This window comes from Shewanella sp. SW24 (assembly GCF_025653395.1).
GTDB classification, from domain to species: Bacteria; Pseudomonadota; Gammaproteobacteria; order Enterobacterales; family Shewanellaceae; genus Shewanella; species Shewanella oncorhynchi.
This window is the reverse complement of record NZ_JAKKSH010000002.1, coordinates 356,225-376,997: the sequence shown is the minus strand read 5'-3', so window position 1 is coordinate 376,997 and position 20,773 is coordinate 356,225. Positions and strand designations below refer to the sequence as shown.

The 20,773-nt window shown below is 45.2% G+C and carries 20 protein-coding genes; 8 read left to right on the top strand and 12 right to left on the bottom strand.

All coding sequences use genetic code 11. The features are described 5' to 3' along the window. Nucleotides 1-88 precede the first annotated feature (88 nt). The 3 genes from ahpC to L5M17_RS03370 form a co-directional block, all read right to left on the bottom strand. Nucleotides 89-658 carry an alkyl hydroperoxide reductase subunit C gene (gene ahpC / locus L5M17_RS03380; RefSeq protein WP_105250080.1) on the bottom strand — a complete coding sequence of 190 codons (570 nt, stop codon included), beginning with the start codon at nt 656-658 and terminating at the stop codon, nt 89-91. Nucleotides 659-1,015: 357 nt separating this feature from the next. Next, the gene (locus L5M17_RS03375; RefSeq protein ID WP_263145213.1) at nt 1,016-2,551 is read right to left on the bottom strand and encodes a leucyl aminopeptidase; all 1,536 of its coding nucleotides are present in this window, start codon (nt 2,549-2,551) and stop codon (nt 1,016-1,018) included. An 89-nt stretch (nt 2,552-2,640) separates the two neighbouring features. Further along, nucleotides 2,641-3,384, bottom strand: a complete 744-nt coding sequence (locus L5M17_RS03370) for a spermidine synthase (protein ID WP_113939824.1) — start codon at nt 3,382-3,384, stop codon at nt 2,641-2,643. Between the two features lie 106 nt (nt 3,385-3,490). Between L5M17_RS03370 and L5M17_RS03365 the strand changes: the two genes are divergently transcribed. After that, complete coding sequence (locus L5M17_RS03365) at nt 3,491-4,036, top strand: mechanosensitive ion channel family protein (RefSeq protein WP_006080363.1); 546 nt, start codon at nt 3,491-3,493, stop codon at nt 4,034-4,036. 148 nt (nt 4,037-4,184) lie between these two features. Here the strand turns inward: L5M17_RS03365 and L5M17_RS03360 are convergent, their stop codons facing one another. From L5M17_RS03360 to L5M17_RS03350, 3 genes are all read right to left on the bottom strand, one after another. After that, nucleotides 4,185-4,973 carry a PepSY domain-containing protein gene (locus tag L5M17_RS03360; RefSeq protein ID WP_263145209.1) on the bottom strand — a complete coding sequence of 263 codons (789 nt, stop codon included), beginning with the start codon at nt 4,971-4,973 and terminating at the stop codon, nt 4,185-4,187. After that, nucleotides 4,970-5,635: a peptidase gene (locus tag L5M17_RS03355; protein WP_263145207.1), complete on the bottom strand. Its 666-nt coding sequence runs from the start codon at nt 5,633-5,635 to the stop codon at nt 4,970-4,972. The genes L5M17_RS03360 and L5M17_RS03355 overlap by 4 nt, the downstream gene beginning before the upstream one ends. Before the next feature lie 133 nt (nt 5,636-5,768). After that, nucleotides 5,769-8,483, bottom strand: coding sequence for a TonB-dependent receptor (locus L5M17_RS03350; RefSeq protein WP_263145205.1), 2,715 nt, complete (start codon nt 8,481-8,483; stop codon nt 5,769-5,771). A 324-nt stretch (nt 8,484-8,807) separates the two neighbouring features. On the opposite strand from L5M17_RS03350, the gene L5M17_RS03345 reads away from it, so the two are divergent. Continuing rightward, entirely contained in the window at nt 8,808-9,212 is a 405-nt protein-coding gene (locus L5M17_RS03345) for a DUF1801 domain-containing protein (RefSeq protein ID WP_105252988.1), read from the top strand. 174 nt (nt 9,213-9,386) lie between these two features. Here L5M17_RS03345 and L5M17_RS03340 read toward each other — a convergent pair whose 3' ends face one another. The 3 genes from L5M17_RS03340 to fccA form a co-directional block, all read right to left on the bottom strand. Beyond that, nucleotides 9,387-10,124, bottom strand: coding sequence for a dienelactone hydrolase family protein (locus tag L5M17_RS03340; protein ID WP_263145202.1), 738 nt, complete (start codon nt 10,122-10,124; stop codon nt 9,387-9,389). Between the two features lie 68 nt (nt 10,125-10,192). Then, nucleotides 10,193-11,182 carry a 2-hydroxyacid dehydrogenase gene (locus L5M17_RS03335; RefSeq protein WP_105250073.1) on the bottom strand — a complete coding sequence of 330 codons (990 nt, stop codon included), beginning with the start codon at nt 11,180-11,182 and terminating at the stop codon, nt 10,193-10,195. Between the two features lie 258 nt (nt 11,183-11,440). Next, nucleotides 11,441-13,234, bottom strand: coding sequence for a fumarate reductase flavoprotein subunit FccA (fccA, locus tag L5M17_RS03330; protein WP_105250072.1), 1,794 nt, complete (start codon nt 13,232-13,234; stop codon nt 11,441-11,443). Nucleotides 13,235-13,732: 498 nt separating this feature from the next. On the opposite strand from fccA, the gene L5M17_RS03325 reads away from it, so the two are divergent. Genes L5M17_RS03325 through L5M17_RS03315 form a run of 3 tightly spaced genes read left to right on the top strand, consistent with a single transcriptional unit; the run spans nt 13,733 to nt 15,030 of the window. Then, on the top strand, nt 13,733-14,143 hold the full coding sequence (locus L5M17_RS03325; protein ID WP_105250071.1) for a hypothetical protein: 411 nt from the start codon (nt 13,733-13,735) through the stop codon (nt 14,141-14,143). A gap of 5 nt (nt 14,144-14,148) precedes the next feature. Next, a complete protein-coding gene (locus L5M17_RS03320) occupies nt 14,149-14,709 on the top strand; it encodes a class I SAM-dependent methyltransferase (RefSeq protein ID WP_105250070.1) in 561 nt (186 codons plus the stop codon). A 30-nt stretch (nt 14,710-14,739) separates the two neighbouring features. Then, the gene (locus L5M17_RS03315) at nt 14,740-15,030 is read left to right on the top strand and encodes a hypothetical protein (RefSeq protein ID WP_105250069.1); all 291 of its coding nucleotides are present in this window, start codon (nt 14,740-14,742) and stop codon (nt 15,028-15,030) included. Nucleotides 15,031-15,113: 83 nt separating this feature from the next. Here L5M17_RS03315 and L5M17_RS03310 read toward each other — a convergent pair whose 3' ends face one another. From L5M17_RS03310 to L5M17_RS03300, 3 genes are all read right to left on the bottom strand, one after another. Next, complete coding sequence (locus L5M17_RS03310) at nt 15,114-15,299, bottom strand: hypothetical protein (protein ID WP_028759392.1); 186 nt, start codon at nt 15,297-15,299, stop codon at nt 15,114-15,116. 86 nt (nt 15,300-15,385) lie between these two features. After that, on the bottom strand, nt 15,386-16,819 hold the full coding sequence (locus L5M17_RS03305) for a cytochrome C biosynthesis protein (RefSeq protein WP_263145197.1): 1,434 nt from the start codon (nt 16,817-16,819) through the stop codon (nt 15,386-15,388). Nucleotides 16,820-17,094: 275 nt separating this feature from the next. Then, the gene (locus L5M17_RS03300; RefSeq protein WP_131524696.1) at nt 17,095-17,520 is read right to left on the bottom strand and encodes an organic hydroperoxide resistance protein; all 426 of its coding nucleotides are present in this window, start codon (nt 17,518-17,520) and stop codon (nt 17,095-17,097) included. Nucleotides 17,521-17,659: 139 nt separating this feature from the next. Here L5M17_RS03300 and ohrR point away from each other — a divergent pair, with 139 nt between their 5' ends. The 3 genes from ohrR to rlmC all read left to right on the top strand — a co-directional run bounded on the left by ohrR (nt 17,660) and on the right by rlmC (nt 20,752). Then, nucleotides 17,660-18,157: a hydroperoxide resistance transcriptional regulator OhrR gene (gene ohrR / locus L5M17_RS03295; protein ID WP_168824895.1), complete on the top strand. Its 498-nt coding sequence runs from the start codon at nt 17,660-17,662 to the stop codon at nt 18,155-18,157. A 137-nt stretch (nt 18,158-18,294) separates the two neighbouring features. Further along, complete coding sequence (locus L5M17_RS03290; RefSeq protein WP_263145193.1) at nt 18,295-19,470, top strand: glycerol-3-phosphate dehydrogenase/oxidase; 1,176 nt, start codon at nt 18,295-18,297, stop codon at nt 19,468-19,470. Nucleotides 19,471-19,579: 109 nt separating this feature from the next. Continuing rightward, nucleotides 19,580-20,752: a 23S rRNA (uracil(747)-C(5))-methyltransferase RlmC gene (gene rlmC, locus L5M17_RS03285; protein ID WP_263145190.1), complete on the top strand. Its 1,173-nt coding sequence runs from the start codon at nt 19,580-19,582 to the stop codon at nt 20,750-20,752. Nucleotides 20,753-20,773: the final 21 nt, after the last annotated feature.

Below are 20,773 nucleotides of genomic sequence, written 5' to 3'. Positions count from 1 at the left end.
TTTGCTGCGTGGCGCTACAACTGTGTTGGCTGTAACGCCAATCAGCTTGGGACGCTAGACTGGCGGGGTTGACGCTTTGCAGGCTAAATTAGATTTTGCCAACGAGGTCTAAAGACGGTGCTAATGTTTCGTCACCTGGTTGCCATTTAGCTGGGCAAACTTCGCCATCGTGAGTAGCAACATATTGAGCTGCTTGAATTTTACGAACTAGCTCTTGAGCGCTACGGCCGATGCCTAAATCGTGAACTTCGCTGACCTTGATTTGGCCTTCTGGGTTAATCACGAAAGTACCACGCAGTGCTAAACCGTCTTCTTCAATCATCACGCCGAAGTTACGGCTGATAGTGCCTGTTGGGTCAGCCAGCATTGGGAAGTTGATCTTCTTGATGGTGTCTGACGTGTCATGCCATGCTTTGTGAGTGAAGTGTGTGTCAGTTGATACTGAGTAAACTTCAACGCCCATACCTTGCAGTTTTTCGTAGTGATCCGCCATGTCGCCTAATTCAGTTGGGCAAACAAAGGTGAAGTCAGCTGGGTAGAAGAATACGACTGACCACTTACCTAACAGGTCTTGTTCAGTTACTGGAACGAACTCACCATTGTGGAATGCAGTGGCTTTGAATGGTTTGATTGTGCTGTTGATAATTGATTGAGTCATTTTATGCTTCCATTTAGTTGATGATGGCTTAAGTTCATAACGAGGACATTTGCTTGCGTCCTGTCGATGTGAAGCATATTACCGACTCGATTAAAATTAAGATAACGGATAAAAACTATTATCCTAATCGGTTTAGTCGAATTATGATGCGATTAGGTCGGACTCAATCGGTTTTTCTACGACGGCTGCGGGTTTGGCGTGATTGGGTGTAGTCAGGGTTTAGCCAGCTGGTTTTTGTTGATTGAGATAAGATAAATTTCGAGCATAAAAAAGGGATATCAATGATATCCCTTAAAGTGTAAATACAATTAAAACAAGATACTGAGGTTCTAGGTTCTAGGTTCTAGGTTCTAGGTTCTAGTTCTGTGCTTTGGGTTGAGTTAACCAAGTGCTGAGTAAGCGCACGCCGTAACCTGTTGCACCCGCAGGCACAACAGCGGTATCAGTGGCGGTTAAGGCATTGCCCGCGATATCCAAATGTGCCCAAGGCTGTTCGCCCGCAAAGCGTTTTAAGAACATGGCCGCAGAGGAAGCACCCGCGCTGCCTTCTTTACCTGTGTTTGTGAGATCCGCGATAGTGGATTTAAGCTCATCCGCATAGGCTTGATCTAACGGTAAGCGCCAGACCTTTTCGCCAACCTGTTGACCTGCATAAGTTAGCTGCTGCACTAAAGGCTCAGAATCGGTAAACAAGCCAGCATAAACATTGCCTAACGCACTCACTTTTGAGCCAGTCAGTGTCGCAACATCGATAATCACCGATGGCTTATAATTTTCTCTGGCATACCAGAGGCCATCGGCCAGCACTAGGCGACCTTCGGCATCGGTATTGAGCACTTCAACGGTGAGACCTTGGGCGGTTTTAATCACATCACCTGGGATCATTGCATGACCCGATACCATGTTCTCCGCCATGGGCATAATCGCCACTACGTTGACAGGCGCTTTTTGAATCGCCATGGCTTTAATAGTGCCTAGCACAGTGGCTGCACCTGCCATATCTGACTTCATCCGCGCGATTGAAGTACCTGTCGCCTTAATATTGTAACCACCCGAGTCGAAGGTGATGCCTTTACCGACCAGTGCGATTGGCGCGTCTTTGCTACCAGGCCAATGGGCGACCACTAACTTAGGTGGGCGCTCGCTGCCTTTACCTACAGCAGCTAAGGCGCCCAGTTGTAGACGTTCGATATCTTTGGCTTCTAATACCGTGACTTTAACGCCGAGGGATTTGAGTTTTCTGGCTTCGTTAGCAAAGCTGTCGGGATACATAATGTCTGCAGGTGCGTTTGTCAGATCGCGCGCTAAAAACACACCTGCTTCAACCGCTTGCAGATTTTTATGGTGTTTTTGGTTGCGACTTAAATCATCGACAGCGATTTGGTAATTCTTCTCGGCACGGGGGCTCGCTTTGAACTGAGTATAACGATAACTGCGTAGTTCAATTCCGTGAGCAAGCTCAGAGGCAAATAGCGGCGCGGCAGTTAAGCCTTGGGTGAGTACACGCACTGTGGCTTGGGGAACCGTATCGAGTTTGGCCGCAACATTGCCACCAATGGTATTAATGTCACCGGGCGTTAAGTTTTTTGCATCGCCAATGCCGACCAGTAAGACCCGTTTAGCATCAATTTCGCTGGGTACCAAAATCTCGAGGATTTCCCCCCGTTTGCCGGAAAAAATATTATCCGCCGTTGCTAGGTTTAATTGATCTTGGGTCGACTGAGGTAAAAAGTCGATCCCATAGGTAGTAGAATCAGCACTTTGGAATAGCACTAATGTATCTGAATTCAGTGAGCTACGAGTGTCAAAACTAAAACTTTCGGCGTTAGCATTGAGAGAGTTAAGGCACGCCAGCGCCATAACGCTTAACATCAATTTATTATTATTTTTCATGGTGACAGCTCATATCATGGAAGTGTGAGAAGAATATCAAAGCTCAGCCTTAGGGTTAACTAATTTACGCTATTTTGCTGATATTAGTATTAAATCCAAGGCCCAAAGCGTGTCAATGATCGATCAAGGGCAAAACCCAATTGTTGCGATAAAGATTGAGCACTACTTTTAAGGGCCGAGGTGCCTAAAAGCTGTGGCGATTGGCTCGCAAAAATCACCCAATTCCCGCCGCCTGTGAGACAAGCGTTCACATGGGCAAAGTGTTGTTGTAAGTCGGCTAACAACTCGCGATTTTGGCTATGTTCTTTCCAGCAGTTCAGCACTAAATACCCATTGGGTTTGATGAGGTTAGTGCACTGCTCAAGGAATATTGGCGAAAGCTGCCCTGTTTCAACGCCTTTGGCTGTGTAAATATCGGCAAAAATTACATCCACTTTTTTATGATCGCCAGCAGCTAAAAAAGCAATAGCATCATCATTGATAAGATTGAGCTTTTTACCTATCGGCAGCTGAAAATAGCGCTTAGCTAACTCAATCACCGCGGGGCGTAATTCCACCGCTGTTAACTTTATTGCCGCGTCGAAATTGCGCAGTGAGTGAATAATCGAGCCGCCGCCTAAACCTAAAACAATAGCGCTCTTAGGCTTACAAAACAGTAAAACCAACAGCATGGCTTGCACATAAGTGTGCTGGGGAATATGGGGCGCCGCCTTGAGGATCTTACTCTGCTCATCGTTATCCCCAAAGGACAGGATCCGTGAGTCGTCGTAATCGATTACACGAATCGGGCCTAGTGCGTCTTGGGTTTCATGTAAGAGGGTCGAATCGGCCATATTGGATTAATTACTCGGTTTAGCTGTTTGGCTTGTTTGCACGGGCTATAACTGCTCGCGCAAAAAAGTTAGAATTCAGACAGTTTTAGTTAATTGAGCCGCTATTATGACAAATCAAATCCTGCTTGCCTGTATTTATCTTGCAGTGTTTCTCTTTTTACAGCGCGCCTTAACCCATTGGGTTAGAAAACTCGCGCAAATGAAGCAAGTGAGTGTTGCACGGACCAGTTTAGTGACCCGTTTTATTTCCTATGTGATGTTTTTTATTACTCTGTCCTTGATGGCGGTCTCGCTCGGACTAGGCTATCAGGATGTGTCGCTATTTGTGTCATCTGCCTTTGCGGTGATGGGCGTTGCATTGGTTGCTCAATGGTCGATATTGAGTAATTTAACTGCTGGCGTGCTGATCTTTTTCGTGTTTCCCTACCGTATCGGCGAGCGCATTCGGGTGGTTGATAAGGATGAAGATATTAGCGGCGTGATCATCGAAATCGCGTTATTCCATGTGCTGATCCATCGCGATAACGGCGATACCATCACTTATCCTAATAACCTCATGCTGCAAAAGGCAGTGTTAAAGCTCGCCGATCAAACTCCCTTAGCCGAACGTCAGGCCTTACTCGAAGGCAAAAAGAAGTTTGATCCTGAGTAGTTTGGATTGTTGCGCAGCGCTACATTGATTATCAAACTGTGCTGAGCGTTCGTGGGCGTGTCTGAGTCGTTTGGCAGGCTTATAGGGTCTATTAACCCATCGCGGCGTACGATGAGATGAATGAAATAGCTCTTGCCGTTCTAGCCATTCAACTCAGACTTAACCGATAGCGCTTGAGTACAAGATTATCAATAACCCAATACAGACCAGATAGGGATAACAATAAGGTCAGTATCCCCAGCAGCCAGCTAAAGGGGTTGTTAAAACTACCTTGATTGAGGTAATCCATAAAGTGCAATTTAAACATCAAGTCGGCGATGTCTGTGTGGTCATTTTTATGGCCAACTAATTCGCCATTAACTGTATTGATATAAATTCGCGTCGACAGGTCATCATCCATATCTATTTGCCAAAGTGAATTGCACTGGGTTGGCCACTCGCTAATGGGGGCTGATATTTGCTTAACTTGGGTAATTTTCCCTGGCCCGGTATAACTTTCAAGCGCCAGTTGTTGCGCGCTTTGTTTATTAATGAGTAAGGTATTTCCCGTATAGGCATCAATCAAGGTTTGCTGTTGGCACTGGTGTGCATAGCGCTGCACCTTTGCATCGAGTACATAAACGGGCTTACCCGCGAGCGCCATTAATGTCAGGCTTTCTACCTGAGTATGCTTAGCCAGTAAGGGAGCGATATCCACGAGCTTTTGTGGATCAAACTCTTGCTTTTGCGGTGCAGGACTATGGCTAAGCTGGTACTCCATTCCCTTGAGTTCATCATGGGGCGTTAAATTGAAATAGACCCCAGTAACAAGCCAAAGTAGCAGTTGAATGCTTACTATGGCACCGAGCCAATAGTGGGCGATTTTGACCCAGCGTTTGAAGTGTTTACTTTGAGGCTTAGGCTTAGGTTTAGGCTTAAGTTTAAGATTCGGCATCATCTCAGATACCTCCTTCTTCGCTGCCACAGTAAGACGAAGCCAGCTAACACAGCCACAATGGAGACTAGAGCCGTGCTCAGCAGTAGAAGATTGTCGATGGCTTCACCCTCGTCGTAATCCATAATGTGCCATTTCCAAAAGAGATCGAACAAACGCCAATAGTCATGTCTGCGCGTGACTAACTCACCCGTTGTCGCTGACAGATAAAGGCTTGTGGCTGCACTATCGTTAAAATCCATTCTCCAAACTGGTAGGTATTGCGGCGCTAGTTCAGCTGGGGCGATATCGGTGAGCAGAGTTGCACTAACAAGCTTAGCCTCTACGGGTAAAGACCCGTTATGCTGATAGTTTGAAGCTATCATTCGGGCTTGTTTCTCCGTTATCGAAGGCAATAACTCACCCGAATTTGCGTCCACGAGAATGGACTTATCGTTCAGTTTAATCCGGTAATAGAGGGTATCAGTGATTGAGGTTAACGCGATTGCTTGAGCCTTAGGGAAACGCGCATAAACCGCTGCGATTGGGTACTGGATCTGGCTGGGATTGATATGCTGGGTGTCTTGCACTTTAATATAATCGCCACGGATAAACCCAAGATCCATTAAGACGAAATAGCTGCCTGTGACTGACCAGATCCCAATCGGCAGCACCAGCAATAGCATCAACCATCTGTGTAGAAAGTGTGCTGATGAGACTCGTTTTAGTGTGTTAACCCGCTTCAAGTTGATGACTCACTTTTTATTTAATTAATTTAGCCAGCTTGCTTAGGGGGATTACCCCCTTAAGCCCAAAGCATTACAGAGCCCATTTCATTCCGACATAGTAACGACGTCCCATTAGGTCGTACGTCATAGTGTTGGTATTACCATCGGTAAAGCTTTGATGATATGGCGCTGGTTTATCGAACAGGTTATCGATACCTGCCGTTAAGGCTATATTGTTGTCCATTTGATAATGAACCTGTGCGTTATGGTAAGTGACCGCATCAACGGAGTCACCTATATCTCCGGCATTGGCATATTGATCATCCGCCGCGCCGATATATTGAATGTTGTAGCTAAAGCGCCAATTGTCATTCGTGATATCAAAATAGAGGTTTGAGCGCCATTTGGTGTAGCTACCATCATAACCAATGGTGCCAGTTCGTGATTCAACGGGGGCGCCAGCGTAGGTTTGTAGATCGTATTGATCTAAATAGCTCAGCTCCCAAGTCGTATTCGTCACAACGCTGCCCATCTCTTTCTGGTAAAACATCGCCATATCAACACCTGAAACCACTTCGTTGGCGGCGTTGCCCAGTTGTGTCTGTAAGTAGGTGATGTTGCCTGTCATCACGTCTCGCACAAAGTGCTCGTCGCTACAGAAAGGATGCGTCATCCCTTTGCTGTCGTAACAGGCGGCTAATTTGCTCGAACCATTGACTGAGTTAATGGCGTTATCAATCTCTATTTTGTAGTAATCGAGGGTGATGTTGAGCCCTTCAATAAATCCCAGATCCCAAACAAAGCCGGCTGTAAAGGTATTGGCTTCTTCTGGTTCAAGTTCAGCATTGCCACCACGATCGGTTAATATTGTGCCTTCTTGCTTATAATTCGTTGGCACGTTTGATGCCATACAATTAGCGTATCGATTCGAGCTAGGGTTGAGCTTAACCCACTCGCTACAAGGATCTGTGGTATTCATGGAGCCTTGATCTATGCCGCCAAACAACTCAGGAATATTCGGTACTCTGAATGCCGTAGATTGGGTGGCCCGCAGCGTCACTGTGTCATTGACGACCCACAGCAGCCCCATTTTATAATTGGTATCACCACCGAAGGTATCAAAATAGGAATATCGCAACGCCGCAGTTAATTCGACCGACTTAGCAAAGTGCAGGCCGCTTAACATAGGTAATAAGGCTTCAAGATAGATTTCGTCGGCATTGTAACTACCATCAATCGGTTCTTGCTGGGCTGTGTTTGCTTCACCACTGATTTTAAGTGGGTCAGGATCATTCCATCCTTTCTCGTTTCTGTGCTCTAGTCCTGCGGCAAAACTCATCATGCCCGCGGGTAACTGCCATAGATCGCCTGTTATATTCGTTGTGAGGCTAAACTGCTCATTACCGCCGCTATCACGCATGTTAAACAGAAAATAGTCCAGCATTGCAGGTGTGAGTGAGCCAGCTCCCCAAAAGTTTGCGCAAGGTACATTGGGATCAATATTACAATTGCTATAGTCTGTCGCGTCGGCAAGACGAACCTTATTAATGACATTGGTCACTTCATAGGAACCACGATTACTGCCGAAGTTAACGGCAGCATCCCATTGCCAACCGTTGTCTAAATCACCTCTAAAACCTGTCACTAAGCGCCAAGTATCCGCTTGAATATTAAATTGTCGGGGAGCTTCTGCCAGTCTGCGACTCTGGAGCAGGAAGTCTTCATCGGTCGGATTTGATTCATGCCAAGCAGGGATCACGATACCTGACACCGATTGCGGAGTAGCGGGTAATTGTGAGTGACGGTGAGTGTACATAGCCTCAGCAAACATTTGGCTGCTCGCCGTTAAGTCATATTCACCGTAGGCAAACAGATTGACTCGCTCGTTAGGTTGAACCGCATTAAAATACTGATAAGTATTATCCTTATGGCTACTGGTGTAAGGGGCACTTCCTGTTGGCAATAGCATTAATTCATTGCCGATTTGATTGCCATTTGCATCAATGAAATGGCCTTTTCCCCCCGACAGCGCCGAGCTACCGCCACACACTAGCTCGCCATTAACTTCCTCAAGCGGACAAGGCGCGCGACTCAACATATCGACGGCTTGGGTTTTATCGTAACTCATCGCCACATATGCACTGCCACGCTCACCGATATGACCGATGGCAAGGTCGAGCTTGTACTGTTCACCATCATTTTGCTCGGTTATGCCAGTTCGCGCTTGAAACTCAACCCCTTCGATTTGTTGCCGAGTGATAATATTGACCACGCCAGCAACTGCATCGGCACCATAAATGGCGGATGCACCATCTTTTAATACCTCGATTCGTTCAACCACGCTAACGGGAATAGTATTAAGATCTACAGAGGAGTTCGCCCCTGTGCCACTGTTCAGCATACGTCGACCATTGAGCAGTACGAGTGTGCGATTTACCCCTAATCCGCGTAGGTTCACTTGGGTTGAACCATAGCCGCCTTCTGTCCAATAGGCATTCGTTTGATTACCCGCAAACCCCGCAGAGGCCGTCATTCTTTGCAGCAATACTTCAACTGAGGTGGCACCAGTTTTCTCGATATCTTGTGCGGTAAAAACGGTCATCGGCGCGGTGGAAGCCATCTCTTCCCTTTGAATTCGGCTCCCTGTAATGGCAATCCTTTCGATAGCGCTTGGTGTCGATAATTGAGGTTTAATTGCAGATGCTGGAAACATTGCTTCAGTTTCGGCTTCGGCTGCTATCCCTGAAAAAGTGGCCATACTTGTTAGGGATATTGCAATTGAAGTCATTACTGCAGAGCGGGACATAATAAGCCTATGAAAGGTTTGTTTAAATAATGAGATGTTTTATAAAGGATTAAGCTGATATCTCAATAAAAACTCAACTACCTGCGACACTGTGTCACACCCCTAATACGCGGTTTATAATAAAGTGCTGATATAATCGACACTTTTGATATGGAAAAATAAAATTACGCTTGTTTCTGCTTATTTCCACTATCTCTATATTTCCACTAAGTGATAAATCACCAATGACTAAGGGTTTGGAAGTTCAACCATGTGGGCCCGCTGCATAGTTTTTTGTTTTACAGATATGATGATTCGGCATTGCATAAATTGGAGGATGAGAGCATGCAAGCGGAAGTACAGAACAAGTTTGAAGGCTACCCTGAGCATATAACTCCCTTGCTATTACGGATCCGAATTTTGATTTTTTCGATTGCCGAAGCGCAAAATTTAGGCGCGGTGGAAGAGAGCTTAAAATGGGGCGAGCCGAGTTATTCCGTTAAAAATGGGAGCACAGTAAGGTTTGACTGGAAGCCTAAATATCCCGAACAATATTACCTATTCTTTAATTGTAAAACTAAGCTGATTGATACATTTCGAGAGCTGCATTCCGACGTGCTGCAGTTTGAAGGGAATCGAGCCATAGTGTTGAATATCCATGATCCCCTACCAGAATCTGCGATTTCCCAATGTATTGAATTATCGTTGAAATACAAAAGTATCAAACATCTACCTTTACTAGGCGCTTAGTTTCATTGAATAAAAAGATGATGAATCACTAAAACCTTAACGCGAGTTAAGGTTTTAGTCTGTTTCATTAAGCGTGAATTTTGCTAGTTAAGTGTGTTTTGGATAACCTGCTGCATTATTTGAATTATGCAATAAAGGCTTCTAACTTGTGGCGGTAGGATTCTTCAAAGGCAATTATCGAAGCACTCTTTGAAAAAAAGCTACCGCTTGCAGGTACATTTGCAGTGCGAGTGCGGGATCATAGCGTTCGCCTTCATCACGCATAAAGGCGTGTTGGGCGTTGACTTCAAGCCAAGTGAAGTTACGGTTCAGCGCCATTAATTGCTGGTGGATTAGAACACGGCCTTCCGCGGATACGTGGGGATCTTGCTTGCCGAACACTAACACTAATTCCCCTTGAATATCACCGCTGCGGCTCAATGAGTCATTGCCGTAAGCGCAGGGTAGGGTGTTGGAATGAATGTCGGTAGGATAAAGACAAAATGCACCTAAAATAGCGGGGTTGAGTGCGGCGCGGTAGGCTAAGTGGCCGCCGATACACACGCCCATAGAGCCAACTTTGCCATTGCAGTAAGTTTGTTGAGTGGCAAAATCGATCAGTGCTTGGGTATCGCTATCGTGGTGTTCTAGGGGTTTGGCAAATTTATCGGCGTTACCTTTATCTTTACCTGATTCATCATAGGCCAGCAGTGTGCCTAAAGGATTCAGTTCATGGAACACTTCGGGTACTAACACCACAAAACCGTGGCCAGCAAGAATAGTCGCGGTGCGGGCGATGGGCGCAGTTTGCTGAAATATCTCGGAATAAAAGATGATACTTGGGAATATTCCCTGTGCTTCTGGGCGATAGATATAGGTGCGCATTAGCCCTGAAGGCGTGGAGATATCCTGAATTTCCTGAGTCACTAACATATTTATATTCCTCTATGAGGCTTCAAACGTTGAAGCCTCACTTTAGCAGTCAGGATTTTATCTGTCAGTTAAAACAATTCGTTACCTGAGAGTTCACCTGCACATAGTGCTTTTATATTGCTCAAGGTCGTTTTGGCAATGGCGCCTAGGGCTTCTTCGGTGAGGAAGGCTTGGTGACCCGTGAAAATCACGTTATGGCAGGCTGATAAACGACGGAATACATCGTCTTGAATAATTTCATTCGATTTGTCTTCGAAGAACAGGCCCTTTTCGTTTTCGTATACATCGAGCCCAAGCGAGCCGATTTGCCCCAGTTTTAATGCTTCCATTGCGTCGAAAGCATTGAGTAAACCACCGCGGCTGGTGTTGATCACCATGACACCGGGTTTCATCTTGGCGAAGCTGGCTTGGTTTAGTAAGTGACGGTTATCCGCGGTTAACGGGCAATGCAAGCTGATGATATCGCTGTTGGCATAAATAGAGTCGAGATCTTGATATTCAACATTCAGCGCGATGACAGCCGGATTGATAAAGGGATCGAAGGCAATGACTTTACAGCCAAAACCGAGTAATACCTTGATGGTTGCTACGCCGATTTTACCTGTACCAATCACGCCGACGGTTTTGCCGAACATGTTAAAGCCGACTAAGCCTTCGAGGGAGAAGTTGGCATCGCGGGTGCGTTGGTAAGCTTTGTGGATTTTTCGATTCAGTGTCAACATCAGTGCGACTGTATGTTCGGCCACGGATTCAGGAGAATAAGCTGGTACGTTAACGACTTGCATGCCTAAGCGTTTAGCGGCAACTAAATCGACGTTGTTAAAGCCAGCGCAGCGCATGGCGATAATTTTTGTGCCACCCTTAGCGAGTTCGACCAGAACTTCTTCACAGAGTGAATCGTTGACAAAGGCGCAGACAATTTCAAAACCTTCGGCAAGCTTCACTGTTTGCATGCAGAGGCGATAATCGAAGTACTCAATTTGTGCACCAAACGCAGCATTTGTGCGGTTAAAGTGCTGCATGTCGTAATGTTTTGCGCTAAAAAATCCAATTCTCATTTCAGTCACCTAACGGGTTTGCTGATGTAATTATCTGGCAAAGAGTGTAAGTGAGTTAGGGCTTTTTGTCCTTAGCCTTAGAAAATTCCCCGTTAAAAGAGTGAGCTTTATCATCAATTGGGAATAAAAAAAGCGAGCCCCTGACGGCTCGCTTATTGATTGACTGCTTTTACTTGAAGTGTTCAAGCTAGGGCTCTCATATTGAAAGTCGTACTATATGAGCTGAGGGTTAGTCCTTTAACCCTCCGTTATTGCATTTTACTTTTTGTCTTTAGCGTATTTAGCTGCAGATGCACCCGCGATACGGCCATAAGTAACGATATCGGAAATAGCATTACCACCTAAGCGGTTAGCACCGTGAACGCCACCTGTGACTTCACCTGCTGCATATAAACCATCAATAGGCTTGCCCGTTTTTTCACTCTTCACTTCGGCTTTAGTATCGATCACAACACCACCCATAGTGTGGTGAACTGCTGGCGCGATTTCGAGAGCGTAGAAAGGTGCAACAACTAATTCACGTGGTAAATCAGGACGTTCAAATTGAGCATCTTTACCTGATTTAACAAAGCCATTATAAGCTTTCACTGTTTTAGCGAGTTCGGCTGCAGGAATATCTAACTGTTTAGCCAGATCTTCAATTGTTTTGCCTTCTTTAACAATGTTCAGGTGCACATAGCCTTCGATGGCTTTTAAGCTCTTACGGATAGAGTCATCGAATACCAAATAAGCACTTTCGCCTTTTTGTTGCAGAATCGCGGCAGACGCTTTGTCACGGGTGGTGATTTCGTTCATAAAGCGGTTACCTTCACGGTTAACCACGATCGCACCGTTACCACGTACCGCTTCGGTGATCATCACGCCACCAGCAGGTGAATAAGTTGGGTGAGCTTGAATAAACTCTAAGTCACGAGTTGCCGCGCCAGCTTGTTGTGCCACATCTAAGCCATCACCTGTAGCACCTGGGTGGTTAGTTGCTTTAAAGCCTTTCAGTTTTGGATCGTACTTAGCGACACGGTCATTATTTTTAGCAAAACCACCCGCTGCGATAACGACAGCATCGGCTTTAACTACGTAGTAACCTGTGTATTCACCCTTCACTAATACGCCGGTAATTTTACCGCTTGCATCTTCAAGAATACGCACGACACGGCTGTTTAAGCGAATGTCAGCACCACGTTTTACCGCGTTGTCCCATAGAACTTGTGCTACGTGTGCACCCACACCAGCGCCGCCTGTTGGACGGTGACTACGGTTAACACTTGCGCCACCCATACGACCTACGTCAGTCATATCGGCACCCATAGAGGTTAACCAATCGATAGAGTCAGATGAGTTGTTGGCTAACGTTTTTACGAGTTCAGGATCGTTAATATTGCGACCACCTTTCATGGTGTCGTCGATCATGATTTGTTTCTTATCTTCAATACCTAGTTTAGCCTGTGGCTTAGTTTCAGCAGCGTTCATTCCGCCAGCAGCAAGTTTAGTGTTTCCGCCTGGGATAGGTTCTTTTTCAAACAGGATAACTTTAGCGCCTGCATCACGGGCTGAAACGGCTGCTGCAAGACCTGCACCACCTGAACCAATGATCACGACATCAGTGGTTTCTTTTACGCCAGCGGCAATGGCTTTATCTTGAGCAGCTTTGTCTGCATCAACAGGCACAAACTTACGTTCCCACTTGCCACCGTAAGGCATATCGAAGCCGAAGCTGTGACAAGCATCGCAATAGGTGACTGATTTTTCATGACCTTTATGGCAGCTAGTACAAGCAATTTCGCCAATCAAGTGAGATTTATGGGGTGATACTTTATCTTTAGGTGCAGCGGCGGCCAGTTCTTTTAAATCACCGTGGCAGCTAACACACTGAGCATTTTCATGGGTAAGGTTGTCGTTGGTGACGCCACCTTTGTCTGATACGTGGCAGCTATCGCAGCTACCCATTTCACCGTGAAAATCGGCTAGCACTTCTGGTGCTGCATAGGCAGTACCTGCCATAGCGCCAGAGATCAGCATGGCTAGTGCTGTTTTTTGAATCTTTCTTGTGAACATGATAGTTCCTCCGCCGTACATTCATCTACTTAATAAGGGTTATTCATCGTGGCGTGATATTTATTTTTTACTTAGCTCACGCACTGTTAGAGCATTCTCCATTTGCAAATTTATCACTATCTAAAGAGGTATATGTGTGTTCAGATCACATAACCTTTGTTACAGCGAAAATAACATATTTAAAATGTGCAATCGGATGGGAAATATTAATGAAGTTGAGGCTAATCACTGCTTCAATACGGTATAACATGCGTGAGTTAACATATTGAATGGATTGATTTTAACTTTATAAAATAAAAATGGTATGAATTATGGTTTTGGTGGCGTGTTTTATCTATTTGTATTTTATAGATATTATAATTTAATCTTGTATATTGAGGAGATGGCTTATTTATTTTTATATATTCTATTAATAATGTTATTTCAAAAGCCTTTATTGTATAAAATTATATTATCATTTTAATCAAATGTTACACAATTGATTCTTAAGGGGTTGTAATGCACAAACAAGGCATATCTGAAAAACGTTTTTGGTTTCAACGTTTGAGTAAAACCAGTTTAAGGGCATTACATATTTTAGGGATCGTTGGTGTCGGTGGTGGCATTTTATTAGATGTAAATAAAGTGCAATGGTTGAGTTATTGGTATCTCGCGATGACGACGGGCAGCATATTAATGTTGTGGGAAATCGCACGGGATTGGCGCTGGCTGATCCAGCTTAAGGGAGTGTTAACTTTAGTAAAAATAGGCTTGCTTGGCCTGTTTGTGCCGCTGGCTCATTACAAACCTGAGCTGTTAATCGTGATACTTTTTTTGTCAGTTATCGTGTCCCATGGTCCTGCAGGGCTCAGGCATTATTCTATTGTGCATCGTCGGCAAATTGACTCGAAAAAAGAAATTAAGGGCTAATTGATATGTCTGTAACCCATACGTCAACTTTAACGCCTGCTGCGTTAATCACAGAGTTCGCTTGGCATAATCCATCTGTGTCTAACTTAGACTTGAGTTGCTTTAAGGTACTCGATCTCGCTTGCGGTTCTGGGCGTAATGGTTTGTGGTTTTTAGCGCGAGGGGCTGAAGTGACTTTTATCGATCGAGATTTGTCAGCCATGTCACACATTGATCAGGCTAATGCTTACAAATTACAAAGGGATTTAGAAGCAGAGGCAGGACCATTATTGCCGGTTGAAGAGTACGATATTGTCTTAGTATTTAATTATCTGCATCGCCCATTACTGCCACAAATTGCTAAGGCGGTTAAGAGCACAGGCCTTATCGTCTATGAAACCTTTACAACGCAACAGGCGCAGATAGGTAGGCCACGCAACCCAGATTTCTTACTTACTGAAAATGAACTCAAATCAGTGTTTGCTAACTGGCAATCTTTACATTACTTTGAAGGTCGATTATGTGATCCGCAGTCCACTCAAAGCAGTTATAAAGCCCAGTTGATTGCGCGAAAACCTACAACGTAAATTTATTGATTGAGACTCAGAGGTCGTAGGATGTTTCCCTATCCAGAGCAATATCGCATTGCAACGCCGCCGTTGACGACCGCCTTTATGGTGGCGTGGGCTTTATTCAGTCACAGCTTATTTTCCGATGCAAACCCTGTCGCACTCTATCCGCTGTTAGCGCTATTTCCCTTGGTGATTGGATTACACTTGTATTTGATTTTGTTAGCAAAAGGAATGGGGCGACTCGATCAGTGTTTCTATGCCTTAGTGCATATCCCACTGGCATTTGTGGTGTGGACATTTACTATTATGCACGTGAATGGTAACGCTTTTTCTTAAATTCGCTTGACGTTTTAGAGAAAATAACAAAAAAAAGCGCCCTGATAATCAGAGCGCTTTTTTTGATTTTGTATTGCTAACAATTAGGCCGTGGTGTTGATGTTGTGGCCTGCATTGCCTACGGGTTTTGGCGCCGCAGCTGCAATTAAATCTACCGCGATTTTACCTTCGGCTTTTTGCTGCTCTTTTGCTAACTGAGCAACCTTAACGCCAATTGCACCATTTTCTAGATTCGGTGCGATAGCTTGGGTATTCAGTGAAATTGACATAACTAACCTCGATTGTAAGCTGGATCCCTTTATCGGCAAACCCACGGTTAACTTTAGTCGTTACACATGAATTTGCCAATCTGCAATTATTTTGCCTTGGCCGTGAGCAGTTTGCGGCCGATAACAATTATTGCTGTAACGCCTAGCGAGCCTAAGATCAATCCGAGTGCCAGGCTCACATTTTGCAGTGCTGTTGGGTCAATAACCAGTGCGATACCCATACCCAACATCATCACGCCTGACATAAGTTTCAGGGTTTGGCCTTCTTTTTCGGTTAACTTACGTTTGCCTAAGGTCGCACTGAAAACGATAACAATAATAGCCAGCGGGATCACATAAACAATATTGTATAAAACCAAATACATATAGCGTTCAATGTCTGGCAGATTGTGCATAGATAGCACACTGGTGTAGATCATTGGGAAGCCTGCGGTGCAAAGTAACTCATAGGCATTGGCGAGGATAGCTAATACGGTAGAACCTATGAGTAACGCGCCTAAGTTACTGGAATTGGATAGTTTCCCCATGCGTTTTATTAGACTCGTACGATTTTCTGCCGACATCGATAGTGTCACTTCTCCCTTAGTAAAGAAGTAATCTTTGATATTGATGGCTCCTGCGATCAAAGCTAAACAACCCGCCGCTAAAATGATCATACCGCCATCACTGCCTGCCCCCAGCAGTTGGAAGATGTTTAGCCATGCCGTCATAAACAGGAAATAGATAAAGCCGGAGAAGAATACGAAAATCCCGCCGACAAGTAACATGCGGCTGCGACTCTTGGCATTAACCATTATCGATAGTAAAAATAGCAACACAAAGAAGGCACAAGGGTTAAAAGCATCGACACCTGCGAGCACTAAGGTGAGTAACGGCAGAGACATAGTCTCAGGTGTCACTACTCCCACTAAAGGTAATTCAACGGGCTGAACTTCTGCCTCTGCAACGGACTCGCTTAAGCTGGTGGCATCACAGGTGCCTTCACCAGTATCCGTGCCACAAGTGCCAAAGAGCGGTGCATCAGTTTGAGCGCTTGTGGTTGTGCTGGTGGCTCCTTTGGTGGGGAGGTCAGCGTCGCTCAGTTTACCGCCAAGGGATAAATAACAATTCTTCAGTCGATTGACTAAAAACTCACCCGTTACCGCTTCACTTGAATATCCCACAATGGCCTTTTCACAACTTGCCATATAGGGTACTGAGCGTGCTTCAGTACTGGTTTTGGAGGCAATATTTTGCCAAATATCCTGTACGCCGGGATCTGACACTCTATGGGATTCGAGTTCTATCCAAGGGTATTTTTGCGGTAATGAATCAATGAACGGATGGGCCTCTGCACAGTGCGGACAGGTTTTTGACCAAAAGAAATACAGCTTAATTTTGAGTTCACCCTGAGCATTCACATAATGCCACGTTCGATCCGCTGAGCTTGAGGGTGTTGTCTCGGCCCAGCTCGGGATAGAAAAGGCAAAGAGGAATAATAGCGAGCAAAAGAGAGATAATTTCGATAGATATTTTGTCATAGCGCCTCCCACAGAGAGTGGGTTTAAGTATCGTCAAACGGTTCGATTATCTCTTACTCTACTTAAATCAATCATTTTGATTAAATTAGATATTAAGAAGTGTTAGTTAACTCGCGAATAATAATTTTTTGGGAACTGAAACCAGTTTATCTCCCTGTGAAATGGTGTGATGCACACTCACTCTCAGCTTGAGTCGTTATTGGCTAATAAAGAATAAAGCACCCGAGGGTGCTCTATTTCTGACGTTATCAACAGGTGTCGATGATGGGTTATGGTTAGCCTAACGTTACGCCATTTACGCTAAGTTTCACGTCGATATTATTGCGCGTGGCGTTCGAGTACGGACAAACTTGATGCGCATGACGCACTAGGGCTTCTGCGGCTTCTTGCGGTAAATCTAAGCTGACTTCTAAGGCAACCGCTAATGCAAAACCACCGGCGTCATTGGCACCAATCCCAACAACTGCACTGACTGGCGCTTCGGTAATATCCACTTTGCCGATTTTTGCGACGTGCAGAACGGCGTTTGAGAAACAGGCGGCATAACCTGCGGCAAACAGTTGTTCAGGATTCGTGGCGAGACCGCTACCGCCCATGGCTTTTGGATAGGCTAAAGCGACATCCAGTAAACCATCATCAGTGCTGACTTGACCTTGACGACCCGCTTTTGCTGTGGCACGTGTTTCATAAAGTGTTTTCATAGTATTAGACCTTCTGAGGTTAAGGATTAAGTAAACCTATTTGAATTGCGCGCAATTTAATTGTGGTAAACTATAATTCGATCTTTGGTGTGAATGCAAGTATATTGTGCGCAATATATTTAATTTGTCGGATCTTCCTATGGCAACAACTCAACCCAACACCCGTGTTAATACTGTCGATATGGCCGAAAATACCAGCACAGAGAATGCCTTATGTCTTGAGAATCAAGTGTGCTTCTCACTTTATAGTGCTGCAAATGCTATGGTGCGTGCCTATCGCCCTTTGTTGGACAAATTAGATCTAACCTATCCGCAGTACTTAGTCATGCTAGTGCTATGGGAAGAGCAGGGGATTAGTGTCAAAACCTTAGGCGATAAACTTTTCCTCGATTCAGGCACGTTAACGCCATTGCTGAAGCGGCTAGAATCTAAAGGATTAGTGACTCGCGGGCGTAGCGAGCAGGATGAACGCGTGAGAGTGCTGGCCTTAACGCCAGCGGGGCTTGCCCTCAAAACACAGGCAAGTGAAATTCCCCATTTGATGCGCTGTAAAGTAGGCGGCGAGGCGAGCGAACTAAAAGCCTTAAAGACTATGTGCGATCAAGCACTTAAACAATTACATGCCAGTATTGATTAAACTCTTATCGTCGAGATTTGATCTAAGATTAACTTATTGACATATTAACGCTTATTAGCGTTTCGACTGAGTGTAATGGGTTTTATGCTTGAGGCTCAGCGGGTCAGTCGTCTATTGAAGGTTAGCGAGAGTAAGTTATGGCCTGTTTCGATGTAGCCATTATTGGCGGTGGGATCAGCGGTGTCGGCATTGCCCAATATGCAGCAGCAGCGGGCTATTCCACCTTGCTGATTGAAAAGGGCGAAATTGGCGGCCAAACCTCAGCTAATTCCAGCAAGCTTATCCACGGTGGTTTACGCTATTTAGAAACCGGACAAATTAATTTAGTCCGTAAGTCATTGCTTGAAAGGCGACATTTACTCAATCTTGCGCCATCACTTGTTAAAGCTGTGCCCTTTTATATTCCCGTGTACGACAACAGTCAGCGCAGTCCTTGGACCATTCGCGCAGGACTGAGTATGTATGCACTGCTGAGTGAATTTGATCCTTTAGGCCAATTTGTGTCAGTACCTGCTGTGCATTGGCATCGTTTCAAGGGATTAAAACTCTCTGGATTAAAAGCCGTATTTCAGTACTGGGATGCACAGACCGACGATAAATTGCTCACTCAAGCGGTGGCGCGTAGCGCACAGGCACTGGGTGCTGAAGTCTATACCGAGGCTGAATTTCTTGAGTTGGAACACAAGCGCGAGACCTGTGAGCTGAGTTTTAGCCACAGGGGCGAAATCCATAAAGCCGAGGCGAAGCTTGTGATTAATGCTGCAGGTCCTTGGGTAAATGCTGTTTTAAGCAAAGTCTTGCCCCCACTTGCGGGTGTTGAACTCGATTGGGTACAAGGTGCCCATGTGTTGCTGGATATTCCCGCGCCCGATGGCATCTTGTACTTAGAGTCATGCTTCGATAAGCGGGTAATTTTTGTGATGCCTTGGTATGGTCAAACCTTAATCGGCACCACAGAAACTGAATTAACCTCTTTAGATAAGCCGCCTGAGGCGACCGAATCTGAAATTAATTATCTGCTGGGGATCTACAAACATTATTTCCCATTAACGCCGGAGATTGATGAGCTCAAGGCGCTAATAACCAAAACTTTCTGTGGTATTCGGGTCTTGCCTAAGCAAAATAGCCAAGCCTTTGAGCGACCGCGAGATACCTTAATGCAAACATCGATTTCCCATCCGCGAATACTCAGTTTATATGGCGGTAAGTTAACGACGTTTCGCAGTACCTCAGCCGAAGTGCTTGAATGGATTGAAAAGGCCCTGGGTAAGCGGCAGTCTATTGCTGATGTTGATAAACTCACCCTATCTTGAGTGCGCCGTGAATTATGCACTTGATGCTGATTTGAATATGCTTCAAGGTGATTTTTACCTGTAAAACCGCTACAGTGTGGCGCTTTTTTACTGATATCTAGGATCTGCCGTGAATGCTGCTATTGTAAATACCGCCAAGCAATGTGGTTATTTTAACCAAGGTCAGTGCCTTTCTTGCCGACATATACAACAGCCTATGGTGCAGCAAGTGGCGGTTAAGACTCAAACTTTACAGCAACTACTCGCGCCTTTTATCCCAGCTAATTTACACGATATTTTTCAGCCGCCGGTAATTGGGGAGGACAGCGGCTTTCGTAATAAAGCTAAAATGGTAGCCTTAGGCGCCGCCCATGCGCCAGTGCTGGGGATTGTGAGCCCAAGTGGCGAGGCGGTAGATCTTTGCGACTGCCTTTTATATCCATCTGATATGCAAGATTTATTACATCGCTTAACACGCTTTGTGCAGCAGGCTGGACTTCCTCCTTATCGGGTAGATAGAGCCAAGGGTGAACTTAAATTTATTCTGCTGACCCGCAGTCAAGTGCGTGGTGAATATCTACTGCGGTTTGTACTGCGGTCCACCAATAGTATCGAACGTATCGAACGTGAATTACCTGCATTATTAGCTGAATATCCGCAAATAAAAGTGGTGTCAGTCAATATCCAACCGGTTCATATGGCAATACTTGAGGGTGATGAAGAGATTTTCTTAACTGAGAATACTAGGCTTGAAGAACGTTTTAATCATGTGCCTTTGTTTATTCGGCCTAAGAGCTTTTTCCAAACCAATCCACACGTTGCGGCTCAGTTATATCAAACGGCCCGTGAATGGGTTGCCGAGTTTTCACCTCATTCGTTATGGGATCTCTTCTGTGGTGTAGGCGGTTTCGGACTGCACTGTGCATCCAAAGATATTACCCTCACAGGGATTGAAATTGAAGCTGAAGCGATTGCATGCGCGCAAATGTCAGCGCAAATGATGGGGCTCGAAAACGTGCAATTTATGGCGCTCGATTCCACCGACTTTGCTAAGGGTAAAAGCGCTGCCGATAAGCCGGATTTGATCATTGTTAATCCACCAAGGCGTGGCATTGGCGAGGCGCTATGTCAGTCTTTAAGCGAGTTTGCCCCTAAGGCCATTCTCTATTCAAGCTGTAATCCGCAAACCTTAGCGAAAGATCTCGAATATATTCAAGGCTATCACTTAACCAAAGTGCAGCTATTTGATTTATTCCCCCACACGGATCATTTTGAAGTCTTAGCTATGTTGGTGAAGGATTAGCTTTTTCTCTCATCATTTTAT

What these genes read in the sequence shown, in the direction of transcription:
- ahpC (WP_105250080.1), bottom strand. Translation starts at nt 658, where the DNA reads ATGACTCAATCAATTATCAACAGCACAATCAAACCATTCAAAGCCACT.
- L5M17_RS03375 (WP_263145213.1), bottom strand. Translation starts at nt 2,551, where the DNA reads ATGAAAAATAATAATAAATTGATGTTAAGCGTTATGGCGCTGGCGTGC.
- L5M17_RS03370 (WP_113939824.1), bottom strand. Translation starts at nt 3,384, where the DNA reads ATGGCCGATTCGACCCTCTTACATGAAACCCAAGACGCACTAGGCCCG.
- L5M17_RS03365 (WP_006080363.1), top strand. Translation starts at nt 3,491, where the DNA reads ATGACAAATCAAATCCTGCTTGCCTGTATTTATCTTGCAGTGTTTCTC.
- L5M17_RS03360 (WP_263145209.1), bottom strand. Translation starts at nt 4,973, where the DNA reads ATGATGCCGAATCTTAAACTTAAGCCTAAACCTAAGCCTAAGCCTCAA.
- L5M17_RS03355 (WP_263145207.1), bottom strand. Translation starts at nt 5,635, where the DNA reads ATGCTATTGCTGGTGCTGCCGATTGGGATCTGGTCAGTCACAGGCAGC.
- L5M17_RS03350 (WP_263145205.1), bottom strand. Translation starts at nt 8,483, where the DNA reads ATGTCCCGCTCTGCAGTAATGACTTCAATTGCAATATCCCTAACAAGT.
- L5M17_RS03345 (WP_105252988.1), top strand. Translation starts at nt 8,808, where the DNA reads ATGCAAGCGGAAGTACAGAACAAGTTTGAAGGCTACCCTGAGCATATA.
- L5M17_RS03340 (WP_263145202.1), bottom strand. Translation starts at nt 10,124, where the DNA reads ATGTTAGTGACTCAGGAAATTCAGGATATCTCCACGCCTTCAGGGCTA.
- L5M17_RS03335 (WP_105250073.1), bottom strand. Translation starts at nt 11,182, where the DNA reads ATGAGAATTGGATTTTTTAGCGCAAAACATTACGACATGCAGCACTTT.
- fccA (WP_105250072.1), bottom strand. Translation starts at nt 13,234, where the DNA reads ATGTTCACAAGAAAGATTCAAAAAACAGCACTAGCCATGCTGATCTCT.
- L5M17_RS03325 (WP_105250071.1), top strand. Translation starts at nt 13,733, where the DNA reads ATGCACAAACAAGGCATATCTGAAAAACGTTTTTGGTTTCAACGTTTG.
- L5M17_RS03320 (WP_105250070.1), top strand. Translation starts at nt 14,149, where the DNA reads ATGTCTGTAACCCATACGTCAACTTTAACGCCTGCTGCGTTAATCACA.
- L5M17_RS03315 (WP_105250069.1), top strand. Translation starts at nt 14,740, where the DNA reads ATGTTTCCCTATCCAGAGCAATATCGCATTGCAACGCCGCCGTTGACG.
- L5M17_RS03310 (WP_028759392.1), bottom strand. Translation starts at nt 15,299, where the DNA reads ATGTCAATTTCACTGAATACCCAAGCTATCGCACCGAATCTAGAAAAT.
- L5M17_RS03305 (WP_263145197.1), bottom strand. Translation starts at nt 16,819, where the DNA reads ATGACAAAATATCTATCGAAATTATCTCTCTTTTGCTCGCTATTATTC.
- L5M17_RS03300 (WP_131524696.1), bottom strand. Translation starts at nt 17,520, where the DNA reads ATGAAAACACTTTATGAAACACGTGCCACAGCAAAAGCGGGTCGTCAA.
- ohrR (WP_168824895.1), top strand. Translation starts at nt 17,660, where the DNA reads ATGGCAACAACTCAACCCAACACCCGTGTTAATACTGTCGATATGGCC.
- L5M17_RS03290 (WP_263145193.1), top strand. Translation starts at nt 18,295, where the DNA reads ATGGCCTGTTTCGATGTAGCCATTATTGGCGGTGGGATCAGCGGTGTC.